Origin of the sequence: Clostridium sp. JS66 (assembly GCF_033561535.1) — a bacterium.
Taxonomy (GTDB): domain Bacteria; phylum Bacillota; class Clostridia; order Clostridiales; family Clostridiaceae; genus Clostridium_AM; species Clostridium_AM carboxidivorans.
Window position 1 is genome coordinate 1,087,585 of record NZ_CP131467.1, and the last position, 17,977, is coordinate 1,105,561.

A 17,977-nucleotide genomic window follows, 5' to 3' on the forward strand; every position below is an offset into this window, starting at 1 on the left:
ATGAATATTTGGATTAATAAGTGTAAAAAAGAAATAATGACACATGAATTTGTAGAAAGCTACATATTTGATCTGAATAATAAAAATAATAAATCTAATATAAAAAATAATATACAAGATTTATGGAGGAGATTTGGATTAAAAGAAATTAAGAGCATAAATGAAGACTTATTGATAATAGCATTAAGCATTTTTGCAGTTGACAAAAGAGTTCCAAGAAAGTTATTTAGTGATTCATGGACAAGGGTGTTAAAAGTTTCCATTCCAGTGATTGATATAGATAAATGGAATAATGTTAAAGTTGACATTGAAAAATTATTAGGCTATTTAAGTGGTGATATATGGATATTAAACTTTAGAAAATCTAATGAAAGATATAGAAACAATAAAATAAATAAAAATTATAATGTTATAAAGGATAAAGAATTTGATTGTGTAAGTCTATTTTCAGGTGGATTAGATTCATTTTCTGGAGCTGTGAAATTACTTGAAGAAAATAAAAAAGTTTGTTTTATAGGTTTTAGAGAATATGGGCTTTTAGCGGGAAGACAGAATCAAATATATAGTATTTTAAATAGCGAGTATGAAAAGATAAAAAAAGAACTAATACTCTTTAATGGAACACCATATTCTTTGTTAGATAAAAATAATAGTAAAAGCAATTTTGGAGTAGAAAATACAAGTAGGAGTAGATCATTTTTGTTTTTATCAGGGGCATTGGCTGTAGCATCAATAATAGGAGATAATGTGCCAGTATATATACCTGAAAATGGATTTATAGGTCTAAATGTTCCATTGACAATGAGTAGAAAGGGGAGCTGTAGTACAAGAACAACTCACCCATATTTTATAAAAAACTTTAATAAAATATTGAGTAAAATAGGAATAAAGAATACAATAAGTAATTTTTATTCTTTTAAAACTAAAGGGGAAATAGTTCAAGAGGTTTGCAATACAAAAGCTTTCAAAAATGGTGCTAATTTAACTATATCTTGCTCACATCCATGTCAAGCAAGATATGATGGTGAAACACCTCCAATGAATTGTGGATATTGTTATCCTTGTTTGATAAGAAAGGCTTCTATGAATAAGATAAATTTTTTAAACGAAGTATACAATCCTAAAAATAATATAAGCAAACAATTTATTGATGAGAATAATAGATATGAAGGAAAAGCAAGTGACCTTAAAGCAGTATTGTATAGTATAAATAGATATATAAATAATAAAGATGATAAGTCGATTGAAAAGTTAATTTTGAAATCAGGAAAGTTAAGCAATGATGAATTAGAAAAGTATAAAAGACTGTATAAACTTTCAATAGAAGAGTTAATAAATATGATAAAGAGTGAAGCAGAAAAAAATGGCAATGATTTGTTAAAATATACAGGTATTGTGGGTGAACAATTGAATGAATAATTTAGTTGATTTTCACTTTCATTTAGACTATTATAAAAATTATTATGAATGGTATAATTATTTAAATGATAGAAAGATATATGCTTTATGTGTTACTAATTTACCTGAAATATATGAAGCTTGTGTTGATAAATTTGAAGAAACTAAATATGTAAAGTTTGCATTGGGATATAATCCACAAGAGATAAGAAAAAGGAAATTAAACAAAAGATGTTTTGAAAGAAATGTTAAGAAAACCAAGTATATAGGGGAAGTTGGATTAGATTATTCTTCTAAATTTAAGGAAAATAAAGATGAACAAGTAAAAGCATTTGATTTTATTACTAAGGTAGCTTCAGCACATAATAAAATACTTTCAGTTCATTCAAGGGCATCTGAACATGATGTTTTGAACATTATAGTTAAGAACCAAGTAAAATATGTTGTATTCCATTGGTATAATGGCGATAAAAACTTAATAAAGGAAATAGTAAGATTGGGATATTATTTTTCAGTAAATTCCTCCATGATTGAAACAGAAAAAGGAAAATCAATAATTAAGGAAATTCCAATGAACAGATTATTAGTTGAAACAGATGGACCATTTTCAAGGATTAATGGTTCACAAGCCAATCCTAAAAAACTAAAGAATATATATTGTAAATTAGAAAATTTTTTGGAAATTAATAATTTAGGCAAAATAGTTTTAGAAAATTTAAATAGGTTATTACTCGAAAATTTACGGAGCAAAAATTAAATTCATAATTTATTGAATAGAACAAACTGTACCAAAGGTAACAAAATTTATTTTGTTACCTTTAATTATTAAGTTTTTGAAGTAAAATACACATACAAAATGTATAATGTTGTTTACAAAATCAGTTCTGTATGGTAAACTGTAGTAAATTGATAAAATAAATATTTAAAATTTGTTTACTTAGCAAAATTAAATATTTATAAAATTTGGAGGCGAAGTTTTATGTGTAAAGAACTACTATTATCAAAATTAAATGGTCAAAGACATAATTACTATTTAAGTGCAGGGAAGCATGAATCAAGGGTTCATTTAAGGTACAAAGGCTCAAATAAAGTTAATGTTCCATGTAAAAAAAATAGAGAAAAAGAGAACACTTGTGATGTAGTTTTTGGACATCTGTATGAAAATGAATCACATGAACTATATTGGTTTAAGAGAGCCAATCATTCAAAATATGTAATTGGACATAAGTGCATACCAGATATTTACGAACTTTTAACATCAGAACCAGAATGGGTTATTGATGAAAATGGTAGAAAGAGTAAGGCTAAAAAAATTCTAAAAGCTGATATTCCTATTATTACAAATTATTTAAATAAGGTAGATAAAGAAAATATTATTTTAGATAATGTTGACTATGATCCAAATAGATAATAGATTTAGGTAATATTAATGTAAATAAAAAAAGAAAAGTGTTCAAATAGAATGCCTAAATGCGTTTTATTTGAACACAATTGATGATTTGAGAAAGGGGTATAATTAATGATACTTAATGAAAATAACATAATCTATGCACAAGATGGTGTAGATAATGAAGAGCTATTAAAACCAGATCAAGCAATTATATATAGGTCACCAAGTAAGATAAAGTTTATGGGTTATGCTGGAGATTCTGATAGAATTGCTGAATCATCAACTATTGATCCAATATATTTTAAAGCGTTATCTAAAATGAGAGCCAAAATAAGTTTGGGTTCAACTGGAACTGCTGAAAATAAAAAATATAAAAATGTACACTTGTATTACGAAGAAGCCAAATATCTTGATGGAATAGATAGAATTGGATACTTGTATCAAGATGGCGATAAATTGAAATTAAGTGAATATAAAAAAGGATCAAGAGGTAGTAGATATTCTTCATTATATCCTATTTTGGAAAGTAAATTAAAAAGCAAAGGATTTGAATATGATAGTGGGTCGTTTGAAATTAATACAGATAATATAGAGTCTTTTGTTAATATCATAAATGAGATTTGCGAGGAGAAAAAAAGTGAAAAATATTGTTTAATAAAAAGCAATAAAACTGATAAGGTAAAGAATAGGGTATTTAATATGGCATATTGGGATTATAAAGATAATGTAACTAATAATATTAAGGAAAAATCAATATCTAAATCTAATGTATGTAGCTATAAGTATTCCATAATTGGTGAGATAGAACAATGTAGCAATTTAGATGAACTAATTAACATAGAAAATGAACTTGAATCAATATTAAATTATTGTAAGTCAAAAATGGACATAATTAAAATACTTAATAAGAAATAAGTGTATTTAAAATGTGATTTAGTTAACTAACTTTTAACCTTAATCCTAATCTATGTATAGTTAAAATAAAGTCTCCAACATAATAAAAAACCATCCAAAACTCATAAAAAATTCCGTAAAAAATATATAGAGATTAAATAAATGAACAATTAAAGAGCATGAAGGAAATGCAAGAGAAAATCTTGTAACTCTTCATGCTTTTCCCTTTTTTCGTATCTTGCTAAGTTTTGATTATAGAGTGATTGATTGGTAAGAAGATTGGAATAAGGCAGGCTTAACATAGGAAACCCGTTAGGGTGCGGATGTATTACTGGATGATGGATTGATAGAATATTTGAAGATAACATTGCAAAAACAATTCATTTTGTATGTGGTTTTTATGTCTGGATTTTTGGAAAACTTTATTATGATTTCGTGTTTTAACATTAATCCTAACCTGTGGATAAGTGGAAAAATATAAGGATTTTTGTGTGGGGATTTTTATTATGATGAAAAAATGGGGAGAAGGGCTGAGGATAGATTGGAGAAGGGGGAGAGGTGATGAGGGGTGTGGGGGTGTTTTTTATTAGGGAACATTTGTGTATAGTTAAAATAAAAGTACCAATATAATAACAAACCATCCAAAACTTATAAAAAATTTCATGAAAAATATATAGAGATTAAATAAATGAATGATTAAAGAGCGTGAAGGAAATGCAAGAGAAAATCTTGTAACCCTTCATGCTTTTTTCCTTTTATAAATATAGATATTAGCATTAAGAAAGTTAGATATAAGGTACATAGCATTAAAAAAGGAAAAATGCTTTAATGTGTCGGACAAACTTAAAAGAAAAATAATATTGAACTGAAAATGGTGAAAAATGTAATTAAAGGTGATATTATTAAATAAAGGGATGTTGAAAATAAAATTGAAATTATACCTTTTTAATAGATTGTTTATGAATGAATTGAAAAACAAAAATATTACAGCTAAGTAGTATAGGGGGAGATATTATGCCAAGGCTATATGAAGATGTAAAAAAGAGGTTGGCTATAATAGAAAATATGTATGATGCTATCAGAATAGTTGAGCCTAATAATAAAGAAATAATAAGTATTAAAGGTGACCAAATTGATAAGCTCAATGGATCATGTTATGACTATTGGAAAAAAGGTATGGTTTGCAGTAATTGCATTTCAAGTAAATCATATAATGAAGATGTTGTATTTGCTAAGATAGAAGATAATTACAACAACCCTATTATTTTAATTGCAATTCCAATAATAATTAATAAAGATAAGTATGTTGTTGAACTGCTAAAAAGTATAGGAAAAAGAGAGAAGATATTTGAAATAAATAATGATGAAAAAATTATTACAGATGAAATAATAGATTTATTCAATATTTTTTATGAAACAGAGATAAAAAATATTAAAACAGAAATGGAAGGTGACTTTATCAAAATAAGTCATGATAAAATATCAGCATTAGAAAACAAAATTGATGAATTAAGAATCAATTTAAATAAAATGTGTGAAATGCCAGATAAAATAGGGAAAGATAATGAAATATTAGATATGAGCCAAGCTTTAGATGAACTTATTGTAGAATATATGAAGGGAAAATTAAGACAATGAATTATTTTACTAAAGAATGGTATGAACTTTGTCAAAAGACCAATATTCATTTTTCTTTTAAAGAAATGAAAGAGGCAGAATTTTTTTCGGAAGAATATTTTCAGCAATTATATAAAAAAGAATTGACAGAATGGCTGATATTACAGGAAGAAATCGCCTTACATAAAGATCAGCTTGGAGTAATAAAAGAAAATTGTACTTCGTGTGAGTTATTTGATAAGAAAAAATTATCTCAACAATTTTATCAAGAATTTATACATAGACAAGAGTATATAAAAACTATATTGCCAGAAGAAGTATTAAAACAAATAGCAGATATTCGGGTTTGTGCATTGGATAGAGCATCTCATAAAGTAATACAAGCCATAATTCTATTTTGTAAGAATAATGAAAAGTCAGTAAACAGAACTATTAAAGAGTATGAAAAATATTACAAAAAGGCATCAAAATCATTTGATAGAAGTATAGTTGAAAATATAAACTTTCATGATTGCAGTATTATAGATGTAAGGCAAACGGAGCAATATGTGCTGATATTATTTGATAACAAAGGTAGTTTTACAGATATATATGGAGTAAAGTTTGAAAATTATAAGATAATTAAACAAGATGCTTTATTGAAAAATTCGTGGTGGCTTTATGATGAAATATATAAAATAAACAATAAATATGAATTACACGGTTTGCTTCAAAATAAAAAAATGGACTTAGTAGACTTCATTATTTCTGCTGATAACATTACCTTCATACATTAGTAATATATTATGGAGTACTAAAAACGAATTAAAGGTGGTGTGATTTTGAAAAACAAATATTTAGTAATTAGATTTATGTGTGGAATAGCAGCAACTGTATTGGCTATGTGTCATTTTATAGGAAAGATAGATAATGAAAAATTAATGCCATTTATTATCATTGATTTATTTGTTTTGCAGATTTTTGATTATAGATCAAGTAAGAAATTTCAATCATATACAAAATATAATGGTTTAAAAATAATTTTATCTTGTATATTATTTTTCTGGATTATAGTAATAGCAATTTCAATATTCCATACGTAATATTCTTATGAAATAATGATATAAAATGAGGCAGAACAATTCAATTACCAAAAGAAAAAGGAAATTATATTTATAAAATAGAAGGAATATGGGATGATACTCATACAACATCGAATATTTTTAAAATAAATGTTAACTAAGTCAAAAGCAATTATTAAAATACATAAAAGAAAATGTTAAAAAGGAACATCAATTGGAAATGTAGTCAATATGGAAGTTGGAAAATTAAAGGTGATATAAATGAATAATATAGGAAAAAGAATAATGGTTATAGGTTCACCAGGTAGTGGTAAAAGTACATTTTCAAGAAAACTTTCACATATAACGGGTATTCCACTTATTCATCTTGATAAAGAGTTTTGGAATAGTGGATGGGTTGAAACACCAAGAGATGAATGGGTAAAAAAACAAAAGTTTTTGATAGCAGGTGATGAATGGATAATTGATGGTAATTATGGTGGAACTATGGATATTCGTCTTGAAAAGGCTGATACGGTAATTTGTTTTGAATTAAGTAGGGTAGCGTGCATACTTAATTATTTTAAACGAGTTATTACAAATTTAAATAGGGTAAGACCAGATATGTCAGAGGGGTGTAATGAAAAGTTTGATTTTGAATTTATGAAATATATTTGGAATTTTCCTCAAAAGTTAGGTAGAAGAAATAATTATATAATTGAAAAAAATAAAGATAAGCAGATAATAATATTTAAAAATAGAAGAGATGTAAATAGGTACATTATAAAACTTTTAAATGAAAAAATTTGAAGTGAGTAAATTTACAAATAAAATTTAACATTTTATGTAAAAGGAATGAGACCATGTACAAAAGTAATTGCTGATAAAAAAATCAGTAAAATTGCTTAAAGTATATGGTTTTTTATTTTCTTTATTTTAGTAGAGGTGGAGGCATGTATATGTCAAAGTGTAAGTGAATTCTCCTTATAGTAATAGATAAAATATCAATCATAAGCACATAATACTTAACAGAGTAATTATGCAGTAAAATGTGAAAATAAGAAAGCAGGTGGCGCTATAGATGAATAGAAAATTTAATGAGAATGATAAAATTGGTGATATTGTTACGGAATTTCCTAATGCAAGTGATATTTTCTATAAGTATAATATTGATTTTTGCTGTGGAGGAAATAGGCCTTTAAGTGATGCAATACTTGCACAAAAGCTTGATGGGAGTCAATTGTTAGAAGATCTTAATAACAAATATCAAGAATTCACAGAAAAAAACAATGAGTTTGTAGATTGGGCAAAAGAAAGCTCTGGTAAGTTAATAGATTATATAGTGAATACTCACCATGCATATTTGAGAGAGGAACTTCCTAGAATAAGTGAATATGTTTTCAAAATATTGAAGGTTCATGGTAAATCCCATAAAGAATTGTTTAAAGTTCATAAGTTGTTTAACAATTTAAGAATTGAACTTGAAGAGCATTTAGTTAAAGAAGAAGAGTTTATATTTCCTCAAATAAGGCAATATGAAAGAGAAGGTAATGCTGATGATAAAAATCGCTTATTAAATCTTATTAATGAATTGGAACAAGAGCATACTGGAGCAGGAGATATTATAACGGAATTAAGGGAAGTGACAGATCATTATAGTGTCCCAAAAGATGCATGTGGTTCTTTTAAAATAACATATGAAAAGTTAAAAGAAGTTGAATTAGACTTATTTCAACATATACATTTAGAAAACAATATTTTGTTTAAAAATCTGCGATAATTTGAACCAATAGTATAAGGTGGTAACTAAAATTATCAAATTATGATATATAAACATAATATCAATAATTAAATGGAGGTTTTTTTATATGAGTTTTAAAATAAATGACACTGTTACCTGGGTTGGAAAGATTGATTGGGAGCTAAGAACTTTCCATGGTGAAGAATACTCTACACATAAAGGTTCTTCATACAATTCATACTTAATTAAAGATGAAAAGACAGTACTTATTGATACTGTTTGGTATCCATTTGCCAAAGAATTTGTAGCCAACTTAAAAAAAGAAATTGATTTAAACAAAATAGATTATATAATAATGAACCACTCTGAAAGTGACCATAGTGGTGCGCTTTTAGAGCTAATGAAAGAAATACCCAATACCCCAATTTATTGTACTAAAAGTGGTGTAAAAATATTAAAGGGACATTACCATAAGGATTGGAACTTTGTAGAGGTAAAGACTGGGGATAGTCTAAATATAGGTAGAAATAAACTGACATTTGTAGAAGCAAGGATGCTTCATTGGCCTGATTCAATGTTTACATATTTATCCGGTGAAAATATTCTATTCAGCAATGATGCCTTTGGGCAGCATTATGCCTCTGAATTGATGTATAACGATAAAGTTGATCAAGGTGAATTATTTCAGGAGGCAATAAAATACTATGCTAATATTTTAACTCCATTCAGCAAATTTGTTGTAAAGAAAATAGAGGAGGTAATAAGTCTTAATTTACCTGTCAATATGATTTGCACTAGTCACGGAATAATGTGGAGGGATAATCCGCTGCAAATAGTCAATAAGTATATGGAATGGGCAAAGGATTACCAAGAAAATCAGATTACAATAATTTATGATACAATGTGGAATGGCACACGAAGGATGGCTGAAGCCATAGCAGAAGGAATAAAAAGTTCAAACAAGGATATTGTTATAAAGATATTTAATTCATCTAAAAATGATAAAAATGATATTATTACCGAAGTATTTAAATCAAAAATGGTGCTTGTTGGCTCATCAACAATAAATAACGGAATATTATCTTCGACAGCCGCAATATTGGAGATGATTAAAGGACTTGATTTCAAGGGAAAAAAAGGGGCAGCTTTTGGTAGTTATGGTTGGAGTGGCGAATCAGTAAAAATTATTAGTGAAGAATTAAATGAGGCTGGTTTCGAAATAGTAAGTGAAGGAATAAAAGAATTATGGAATCCAGATGAAGAGGGAATAAGCAGGTGCAGAGAGTTTGGAAGTAATGTTTTAGAAAAAATACAAGTCTAATTTTAGGAATACAATTAAAAATTATTATATGTTTTAGTGTGTAACCTAAGTTACAGAAATAATTTTTATAGGGTAGTATACTTAAATAAAGTAAGTGATAATAGTTAAGAGATAATTAAACTAATATATAACAGTTAAATAAAGTTAATATATAGAATAGCCAAGAAAAACAGTAGTGCTTTAAGTAGTATTTCTGTTTTTCTTAAAGTTTAATTATACTTATATAATAAGGAGCAAGGTATGAACAGATATAAAAAGAATAGGGAGTTTTTAAAAGCAAATTTTCAGATTTTAGATGAAGTTCAAACAGACAGACAAAAGGGACTGCCATTCCCTGCTTTTCAAAAAGAATATGATAGCGATTCAATATTAATTGATTTACCTGAAGTATCTAAAGATATATTATCAAAAAGCAATGTATTTGATTGTTTAGAGAATAGGCGTAGTATAAGAAAGTATGCTGAAGAAAGCATTAGTTTAGAGCAATTGTCATATTTGCTCTGGGCAACTCAAGGAATTCAAAAAGTTATGAATAACAATATGACTACGATAAGAAGAGTACCTTCAGGTGGAGCAGCACATACATTTGAGACATATTTGATAATAAATATGGTTGAAGGATTGAATAAAGGAATATATAGATATTTGCCTTTAGAACATAAACTAGTATTTATTAATACTATAGAAGAGATGGAAATGAAAATTGATCAGGCAACACCTAGACAACCCTTTGCACCAAATTTTGCTTCTAAGAGTGCAGTATTGTTTGCATGGAGTTGTATTCCCTATAGAGCAGAATATAAATTTGATGTGACAGCCCATAAAAAGATTTTACTTGATGCTGGGCATCTCTGTCAGAATCTTTACATAGCAGCAGAATCTGTAGAATGTGGAACATGTGCTATTGGAATTTATGATCAAAATCTTATTGACCAAATGTTAAATTTGGATGGAGAAAATGAATTTATAGTATACATGGCGGCAATAGGTAATAAACAGAGGTAATATTTTAATAAAGTATAGGAAGTATACTATAATAAATAAAGAATATCAAATGTTAAAAGCATAATTTATATAAATAGAAAGTAAATCCCTTAGTTATAATATGAATAACATTAGGGATTTTTTTATTTATCATCTTTATCCGATGACTACCTGCTCTAATACTCCCACTTCTCCAAGTGGGAGCAAAGAGCAGCTACGTCTCTGGATAAGTTCTTCTAAGACTCAGGTGGAGAGAGGTATTCCTCATAAGCAAACTCTACCTGAGTTTAAGAATAACTTAATAAAATCCTTCTATTTAGCTCTTTTGTTATACCATTTTGGAAATGCAATTGAGAAAGCTAAAAGTAATGGAGTAGAAATATTAGTGTAAAGAGTAATTATAGTAAAATATGAACTCATAGATACATAATGCAATAATATAACGCCAACAACTGCTTGGCTTACATTTAAAATTCCCCATGCAATGGTAAGAATTACCCAAATTGATTTATAAGATTTTTTTTCTTAACTTCTTCTGGAACATTTTTAAGATATATTTGTTCTGCTATAACTTGAATTAATGGCTTTTTAATTAGCACAGATAAAAAGAAGACTAAAGCATATAAAACATCTCTCACTATTGGTGCTAATAGATAAAAATTTGGATTATTTGAAACTACAGTACCTAGCAAACCGATTCCAGAAAAAGCAGCGGTAATTACTGCAAGGGCATTAATCTCATAGTCTTTAATAAAATTAAGGATCACTACACCAATACTCCAAATACCTGCTAATATTATACCCTTAAGTGTCATGTTAATTTTATTAAAGCTTAAGCATATTAAAACAGGAATAATAGCACTAATGATAAAATCTTTGTTTAAAATATTGTTTATTATTGAATTATTATTATTTGTATTCATCTTTTCCATAACTTCAGTCCCCTTTTCAACTATTACATAAAATTATTATTTAAATTTGATTTATATATCAGAGTGATATACTGTGTCTTTATTATATATCACTCTGATATATAAAGTCAACATGTTTTTTATGAAAACTATATACAAATCTTTTTATATTTACTAATTGACATAATTAGCATTATCATTTAATATTAAGATACAGTGATAAAATTTACAATTACATGTTTATTGAAGCAGTAATTTTTATTTTGAAAATTTAAGAGTCGCACGACTGGCGGAAGTGGAGTTTACCACAGGGAGTGTGATTTATAAAGTATAAATGTCGACCGCCTGGGCAAATGTGTCCAGGCGGTTTTACGTTTTTTGTTAACTGTTGGACATCTTTAATTAAATCTAAAGAAAAATTTTATGTAAAGTTAAACAATCTCCTTAATATCTAATACAAAGGAGATAAAAATAAAAAAATTAGAGATGGGGGTAATTTAAAATGGGTTTTAAATCAGACATTGAAATAGCACAGGAGTGTAAACCACAAGACATAAGGAAGATAGCTGAAAAAATAGGTATTTCTGAAGATGACATTGAGCTTTATGGAAAATATAAGGCTAAAGTAGATTACAACTTATTAAAGAAAACTCCAGGAAAAAAAGGTAAGCTAATTCTTTGTACAGCAATTAATCCAACACCAGCAGGAGAAGGAAAAACTACTACATCAATAGGTGTAGCTGACGCTTTATCAAAATTAGGCAAAAATACAATAGTTGCATTAAGGGAACCATCATTAGGACCAGTATTTGGAGTAAAAGGTGGAGCAGCAGGTGGTGGATATGCACAAGTTGTTCCAATGGAAGACATTAACTTACATTTTACTGGAGATTTTCATGCAATAGGAGCAGCTAACAATTTATTAGCAGCAATGTTGGACAATCACATATATCAAGGAAATGCTTTAGACATTGATCCAAGAAGAATAGTTTGGAGAAGATGTGTTGATATGAACGACAGACAATTAAGATTTGTTGTTGACGGTATGGGGGGAAAAGTTAACGGAGTACCAAGAGAAGATGGATTTGATATTACTGTTGCTTCAGAAATAATGGCTATATTTTGCTTAGCTAGCGATATAGAAGACTTAAAAGCTAGACTTGCTAGAATAGTTGTAGCATATACAAGGGCTGGAGAACCTGTAACAGCTGGACAAATAAATGCGCAAGGTGCTATGACTGCATTGCTTAAAGATGCATTAAAACCAAATCTAGTTCAAACTCTTGAAGGAACACCAGCATTTGTTCATGGCGGACCATTTGCAAATATAGCTCATGGATGTAACTCAATAATGGCTACAAGAATGGCTACTCATTTTGCAGATTATGTAGTTACAGAGGCAGGTTTCGGAGCTGACCTTGGAGCTGAAAAATTCTTAGACATTAAATGTAGAATGGCAGGACTCAAACCAGATGCAGTTGTAATAGTTGCTACAGTAAGAGCATTAAAATACAATGGCGGAGTACCAAAAGCTGATTTAAATAATGAAAACTTAGAAGCTCTTGAAAAAGGACTTCCAAATTTATTAAAGCATGTTGAAAATATAACTAAGGTATTTAAATTACCAGCAGTAGTAGTAATAAATGCATTTCCAACCGATACTCAAACTGAATTAAAATTAGTTGAAGATAGATGTAAAGCTCTTGGAGTAAATGTTAAACTATCAGAAGTTTGGGCAAAAGGTGGAGAAGGTGGAGTTGAAGTTGCTAAGGAAGTAATAAGATTAATAGAAACAGAAGAAAACAACTTCCAATTTGCTTATGATGCAGAACTCCCAATAAGAGAAAAAATAAGAGCTATAGCCCAAAAGATTTATGGTGCTGATGATGCAGTATTTACAGCACAAGCTGAAAAAGAAATTGATGAATTAGAGAAAAATGGATTTGGTAAAACTCCAGTATGTATGGCCAAAACTCAATATTCTTTAACTGATGATCAGACTAAACTTGGAAGACCAACAGGCTTTAAAGTAACTGTAAGACAAGTAACAGTTTCAGCAGGAGCAGGTTTTGTTGTTGCTTTAACTGGAGCAATAATGAAAATGCCAGGACTTCCTAAAGTTCCAGCAGCTGAAAAAATTGATGTTAATAAAGATGGAGTAATAAGCGGATTATTCTAGTAAGTATCTTGTTTATATAATCTCAAAAATTAATATAAAAAATAAGAAGCCAATGTTTTAGTGGTATTTTGTATACTGAAGCATTGGCTTCAATTTATAGTAAAGATATAATAAATCACTATAATATTAATGAATAAAATTGCATTTAAGATAATATTCTAAATATTTTCAATATTCTTTTTAAAAGGTAGTGACATTTATTTATAAAAATATTATAATAGTATTATAAAATAACAAAAAACATATGTAATATAAGTGTTAAACAAAAGGGGAAGCCTACTACTATGATTTTGTTGTAACTAAACTTATTTGAAATGCATATTAATGGGTAAAAGGGGAGTGGTTTTCATGAAAGATATTATTAATGAAAATAAAAAAGATGTTCAAGCTGCTAAAAGAGATAAAAAAGCAGTTAAAAAAATAAGAAGAAGAGAATCACATAAGTTTCTTTTCGATATGGTTAGTGTTCTATTTAGTAGGGGTTAAAATTTTTAATACGGTATCAGCAGAGTTCTTTCTGCTGTTTTTTTCTTTGTGGTAATTTAATATTTTCAATGACATACTTATCTTTGTAATTTTATCAAGCAGAATTTATCATATCTATTTGAAAAATTCAAGCTGCGGTCTAAGCTAGAATTAAGAAGGGGGAGAATAATAATATGGATAAATCAATGGTAACAACAGCATTTGATATAGCAGGATATAAGATTATAGAAAATTGTGGATTAGTGAGAGGCGTAATTGTTCGTTCAAGAAGTGTTATAGGAAACATAGGAGCTGGATTACAAAGTCTTGTAGGAGGAAATATATCTTTGTATACAGAACTTTGTGAACAAACCAGAGAAGAATCATTTGAACTAATGATGAAGCATGCCGATGAAATAGGTTCAAATGCTATTATTGGAGTCAGATACGATGCTAATGAAGTAACACAAGGAATAACAGAAGTTTTATGTTATGGAACGGCAGTTAAAGTAGAAAAGGAATAATTAAGAAAGCATCTGCATTGATTTGTAGATGTTTTTTTATTAGAAATATGGGTATCATTAAAATAAAAAGAAACTTAATTTAATAAAATATTAAAAAAAATAGAGAATATACTTGTTAAGATGATATAATAAAGAGATTGAGAAAATGGGAAATTGAAATTAGTTTATATAGATAAAATAATTAACAAATTTGGAGGGTCTTATGTCTAAAGAAAAGTTATTGATACTTGATGGAAATAGTTTAATGAATAGAGCGTTTTATGCACTGCCACCGTTAACTAACTCTCAAGGATTACATACTAATGGAGTATATGGCTTTGTAACAATGCTTTTAAAAATGAGAGAAGAAATTAATCCTAATTATATAGTTTGTACTTTTGATAGAAGTGCTCCTACATTTAGACACAATGAATACAAGGATTATAAGGCTGGTAGAAAAAGAATGCCAGAAGAGCTGGCAGAACAATTTCCAGTGGTAAAAAAACTATTAAATATGCTTTCCATAAGTATGTTTGAAATTGACGGATTTGAAGCAGATGATCTTATAGGAACCCTTTCTGTATATGCAGAAAAAAAAGATATAGAAGTTTATATAGTTACAGGAGATAGAGATGCTCTTCAATTAGCAACAGATAATGTAAAAGTTGTTATAACAAAAAAAGGAATTACGGAAAAAGAAATATATGATAAAAACAGAATGATTTCAGAATTTGAAGTTACACCAACTCAATTCATAGATGTAAAAGGCCTTATGGGAGACAAATCAGATAATATACCTGGTGTTCCAGGAGTTGGTGAAAAAACAGCCTTTAAACTTATAAAAGAATATGGAAGTATAGAAAATGTATTAAATAATATAGATAATATTAGTGGAAAAAAAATAAAGGAAAATTTAATGCAGTATAGTGAGCAGGCAGTATTCAGCAAAAAGCTTGCTACTATCATGGTTAATGTTCCTATAGAAATAGATCTAAATGAAATAAAATCTAAGGAAAATTATGATGTAGAAGGTGTAAAGAACTTATTTATAGAGCTTCAATTTAAATCACTTATAGATAAAGTAATAGGTGAAAAAGAATTAAAGAAAGAAATTGAAAAGGAAGATATTAAAGTTGACTTTAAAAACATAAGTAATATAAAGGATTTAAAAAAGCTTGGGGAAGACATAAGTTCAATTGCAAAAGATGAAATTTTATACTTAACTTTTAAAATTGTAGATGGCAATATTTACTCAGAAAGTTATATAGAAAAGATGTTTTTAAATATAGATAACGAAAATTATGTAGTAGAGATTAATAAAATATATGAAGAAAATAATGAAGATACATTAAAATGTCTTAAGAATATATTTGAAAATAATAAAATAGAAAAAGTAAGTCATAATGTAAAGGTTCCATATACTGTATTTAAGAAAATGGGAATAAACTTTACCAGTGTAAAATTTGATACAGAAATAGCAGCTTATTTAATTGATTCTTCTAGGGGTGAATATGAATTAAACTCTATTATACAGGATTATCTTAAAATAATGCTTCAAGGAGAAGAAGATGAAATCAGAGTAAAGGAAACTTCTCTTTTAAAGGATGTCTTTGAAACTCTAAATAAACAAATAAAAGAATTGAATATGGAAGAACTTTTATATGAAGTAGAACAGCCTCTTACATTGGTATTAGCAGCTATGGAATATGAAGGCTTTAAGGTTGATACTGTAAAATTAGAGGAACTAGGAGAAAAGTTTAAGATAGAAATAGATAAGCTTCAGAAGGATATATATGGATTGGCAGAAGAAGAGTTTAATATTAATTCTCCTAAACAGCTTGGAAAAATATTATTTGAAAAACTTGATTTGCCTGTAATTAAAAAGACAAAAACAGGATATTCCACTAATGCAGAGGTTTTAGAGCAGCTTTCAGATAAACATCCTATTATAGAAAAAATAACTTACTATAGACAGTTTACTAAGCTTTATTCTACATACATCGAAGGATTAAAAGCTGTAATTGATAAAGATGGAAAAATACATTCTAGCTTTAATCAAACAGTTACTACTACAGGAAGATTGTCAAGCACGGAACCTAATCTTCAAAATATACCAATAAAATATGAAATGGGTAGAGAAATAAGAAAAGTATTTGTACCTGAAGGTGAAAATTCAATAATACTTTCAGCAGATTATTCACAAATAGAACTCAGAGTACTTGCTCATATAGCAGATGATGAAAATTTAATAGATGCTTTTCTTAATCATAGTGATATTCACACTAAAACAGCATCAGAAGTGTTTAAAGTGCCTATAGACCAAGTTACTAAGCTTCAAAGAAGTAATGCTAAGGCTGTAAACTTTGGTATAGTTTACGGCATAGGTGACTTTAGTTTGGCTAAGGACTTAAAGATATCAAGAAAAGAAGCTAAGAATTATATAGATACTTATTTTGAAAGATATCCAGGTGTAAAAAGGTATATGGATAATGTTATAAAGCAAGCAGAGGATAATCTGTATGTAACTACTATAATGAATAGAAGAAGGTTTATACCTGAAATAAAAAATTCTAAAAAGATGGTAAAGGCTTTTGGTGAAAGATTGGCCATGAATACACCTATTCAAGGCAGTGCTGCAGATATAATAAAGATGTCCATGGTAAATGTATATAACATCTTAAAGAGTAAAAATTTAAAGAGTAAAGTAATACTTCAAGTACATGATGAACTTATTTTGAATGTATATAAGGATGAGTTAGAAGAAGTAAAAGCATTAGTGAAAAATCAAATGGAAGATGTTATGAAATTAAGAGTACCTTTGGAAGTGGATATTAATCTTGGAGATAATTGGTACGAGGCAAAATAAATTTCTTCAAATACAAAGGGGTTGGTGTCTTATGCTTAAAATCGGACTTACTGGTGGAATAGGAAGTGGAAAGAGTACCATTTCTGAAATGCTTAGCAAAAGAGGGTTTGATATTATAGATGCAGATATTGTAGCCAGAGAGGTATTAAACAAATATCCTGAAATTATTTGTGAAATAAAGAAAAATTTTGGAGAAACATTTGTTGATGAAAATAATAAATTAAAAAGAAGAGAGTTAGGTAATTTTATATTTGCTGTACAAGAAAGAAGAAAAAAATATGAAGAGATAATTATGCCTTTTATTGTAAAAGACATATTTTATAGAATAAATCAATTGGATGAGGATGGAAAAGAAGTGTGTATAATTGATGCTGCTACCCTAATAGAAAATAATTTACATAAATATATGGACGTAAATATACTGGTTTGGGTAGATTCTTCAACACAATTTGAAAGAATTAAAAATAGAGATAAGTTGCCACACAGCGAAATTCTCAACAGAATAAATTCACAAATGTCTTTACAAGAAAAAATTAAATTTGCAGACTACACCATAGATAATTCAAAAAGTTTAAAGAATACAGAAGAAGAATTAAATATAACTTTAAAAGAGATTGGCAGAAATTTTAGGGGGGTGAAGTGCCTTAGTAAATTAGGCACAAATTAAT

At 28.0% G+C, this 17,977-nt stretch carries 17 protein-coding genes and 1 riboswitch; of the genes, 16 read left to right on the forward strand and 1 reads right to left on the reverse strand.

What is annotated here, in order from left to right; translation table 11 throughout:
- From qatC to Q6H37_RS05135, 11 genes are all read left to right on the forward strand, one after another.
- Positions 1-1,419, forward strand: a complete 1,419-nt coding sequence (gene qatC / locus Q6H37_RS05085; protein WP_318739673.1) for a Qat anti-phage system QueC-like protein QatC — start codon at positions 1-3, stop codon at positions 1,417-1,419.
- Positions 1,412-2,155, forward strand: coding sequence for a TatD family hydrolase (locus Q6H37_RS05090; RefSeq protein WP_318739675.1), 744 nt, complete (start codon positions 1,412-1,414; stop codon positions 2,153-2,155). Before qatC ends, Q6H37_RS05090 begins: the two co-directional genes overlap by 8 nt.
- 222 nt (positions 2,156-2,377) lie before the next feature.
- On the forward strand, positions 2,378-2,809 hold the full coding sequence (locus Q6H37_RS05095) for a hypothetical protein (protein WP_318739677.1): 432 nt from the start codon (positions 2,378-2,380) through the stop codon (positions 2,807-2,809).
- A gap of 108 nt (positions 2,810-2,917) precedes the next feature.
- Complete coding sequence (locus Q6H37_RS05100; RefSeq protein WP_318739679.1) at positions 2,918-3,703, forward strand: hypothetical protein; 786 nt, start codon at positions 2,918-2,920, stop codon at positions 3,701-3,703.
- 993 nt (positions 3,704-4,696) lie between these two features.
- The gene (locus Q6H37_RS05105) at positions 4,697-5,320 is read left to right on the forward strand and encodes an aspartyl-phosphate phosphatase Spo0E family protein (RefSeq protein ID WP_318739681.1); all 624 of its coding nucleotides are present in this window, start codon (positions 4,697-4,699) and stop codon (positions 5,318-5,320) included.
- Complete coding sequence (locus Q6H37_RS05110) at positions 5,317-6,075, forward strand: DUF4085 family protein (protein WP_318739682.1); 759 nt, start codon at positions 5,317-5,319, stop codon at positions 6,073-6,075. Before Q6H37_RS05105 ends, Q6H37_RS05110 begins: the two co-directional genes overlap by 4 nt.
- Positions 6,076-6,120: 45 nt before the next feature.
- On the forward strand, positions 6,121-6,381 hold the full coding sequence (locus Q6H37_RS05115; protein WP_318739684.1) for a hypothetical protein: 261 nt from the start codon (positions 6,121-6,123) through the stop codon (positions 6,379-6,381).
- Positions 6,382-6,621: 240 nt separating this feature from the next.
- Positions 6,622-7,149, forward strand: coding sequence for a DNA topology modulation protein (locus Q6H37_RS05120; protein WP_318739686.1), 528 nt, complete (start codon positions 6,622-6,624; stop codon positions 7,147-7,149).
- A 271-nt stretch (positions 7,150-7,420) separates the two neighbouring features.
- A complete protein-coding gene (gene ric / locus Q6H37_RS05125; RefSeq protein ID WP_318739688.1) occupies positions 7,421-8,119 on the forward strand; it encodes an iron-sulfur cluster repair di-iron protein in 699 nt (232 codons plus the stop codon).
- A gap of 88 nt (positions 8,120-8,207) precedes the next feature.
- The gene (locus tag Q6H37_RS05130) at positions 8,208-9,401 is read left to right on the forward strand and encodes an anaerobic nitric oxide reductase flavorubredoxin (RefSeq protein WP_318739690.1); all 1,194 of its coding nucleotides are present in this window, start codon (positions 8,208-8,210) and stop codon (positions 9,399-9,401) included.
- Between the two features lie 240 nt (positions 9,402-9,641).
- Positions 9,642-10,406, forward strand: a complete 765-nt coding sequence (locus Q6H37_RS05135) for a SagB/ThcOx family dehydrogenase (protein ID WP_318739692.1) — start codon at positions 9,642-9,644, stop codon at positions 10,404-10,406.
- Positions 10,407-10,879: 473 nt separating this feature from the next.
- Here the strand turns inward: Q6H37_RS05135 and Q6H37_RS05140 are convergent, their stop codons facing one another.
- Complete coding sequence (locus tag Q6H37_RS05140) at positions 10,880-11,317, reverse strand: VC0807 family protein (protein WP_318739694.1); 438 nt, start codon at positions 11,315-11,317, stop codon at positions 10,880-10,882.
- Positions 11,318-11,568: 251 nt separating this feature from the next.
- Positions 11,569-11,654, forward strand: a riboswitch (ZMP/ZTP riboswitch).
- A 144-nt stretch (positions 11,655-11,798) separates the two neighbouring features.
- Here Q6H37_RS05140 and Q6H37_RS05145 point away from each other — a divergent pair.
- The 5 genes from Q6H37_RS05145 to coaE all read left to right on the forward strand — a co-directional run bounded on the left by Q6H37_RS05145 (position 11,799) and on the right by coaE (position 17,976).
- On the forward strand, positions 11,799-13,475 hold the full coding sequence (locus Q6H37_RS05145) for a formate--tetrahydrofolate ligase (RefSeq protein ID WP_318739696.1): 1,677 nt from the start codon (positions 11,799-11,801) through the stop codon (positions 13,473-13,475).
- Positions 13,476-13,823: 348 nt separating this feature from the next.
- Positions 13,824-13,961 (forward strand): hypothetical protein, encoded by a 138-nt coding sequence (locus Q6H37_RS05150; RefSeq protein ID WP_007060799.1) that lies wholly within the window; start codon positions 13,824-13,826, stop codon positions 13,959-13,961.
- Between the two features lie 173 nt (positions 13,962-14,134).
- Positions 14,135-14,464, forward strand: coding sequence for a YbjQ family protein (locus tag Q6H37_RS05155; protein WP_007060800.1), 330 nt, complete (start codon positions 14,135-14,137; stop codon positions 14,462-14,464).
- A 202-nt stretch (positions 14,465-14,666) separates the two neighbouring features.
- Entirely contained in the window at positions 14,667-17,309 is a 2,643-nt protein-coding gene (polA, locus tag Q6H37_RS05160; protein WP_318739700.1) for a DNA polymerase I, read from the forward strand.
- 31 nt (positions 17,310-17,340) lie between these two features.
- Positions 17,341-17,976 (forward strand): dephospho-CoA kinase, encoded by a 636-nt coding sequence (gene coaE / locus Q6H37_RS05165; RefSeq protein ID WP_318739702.1) that lies wholly within the window; start codon positions 17,341-17,343, stop codon positions 17,974-17,976.
- The last annotated feature ends 1 nt before the right edge of the window (position 17,977 follow it).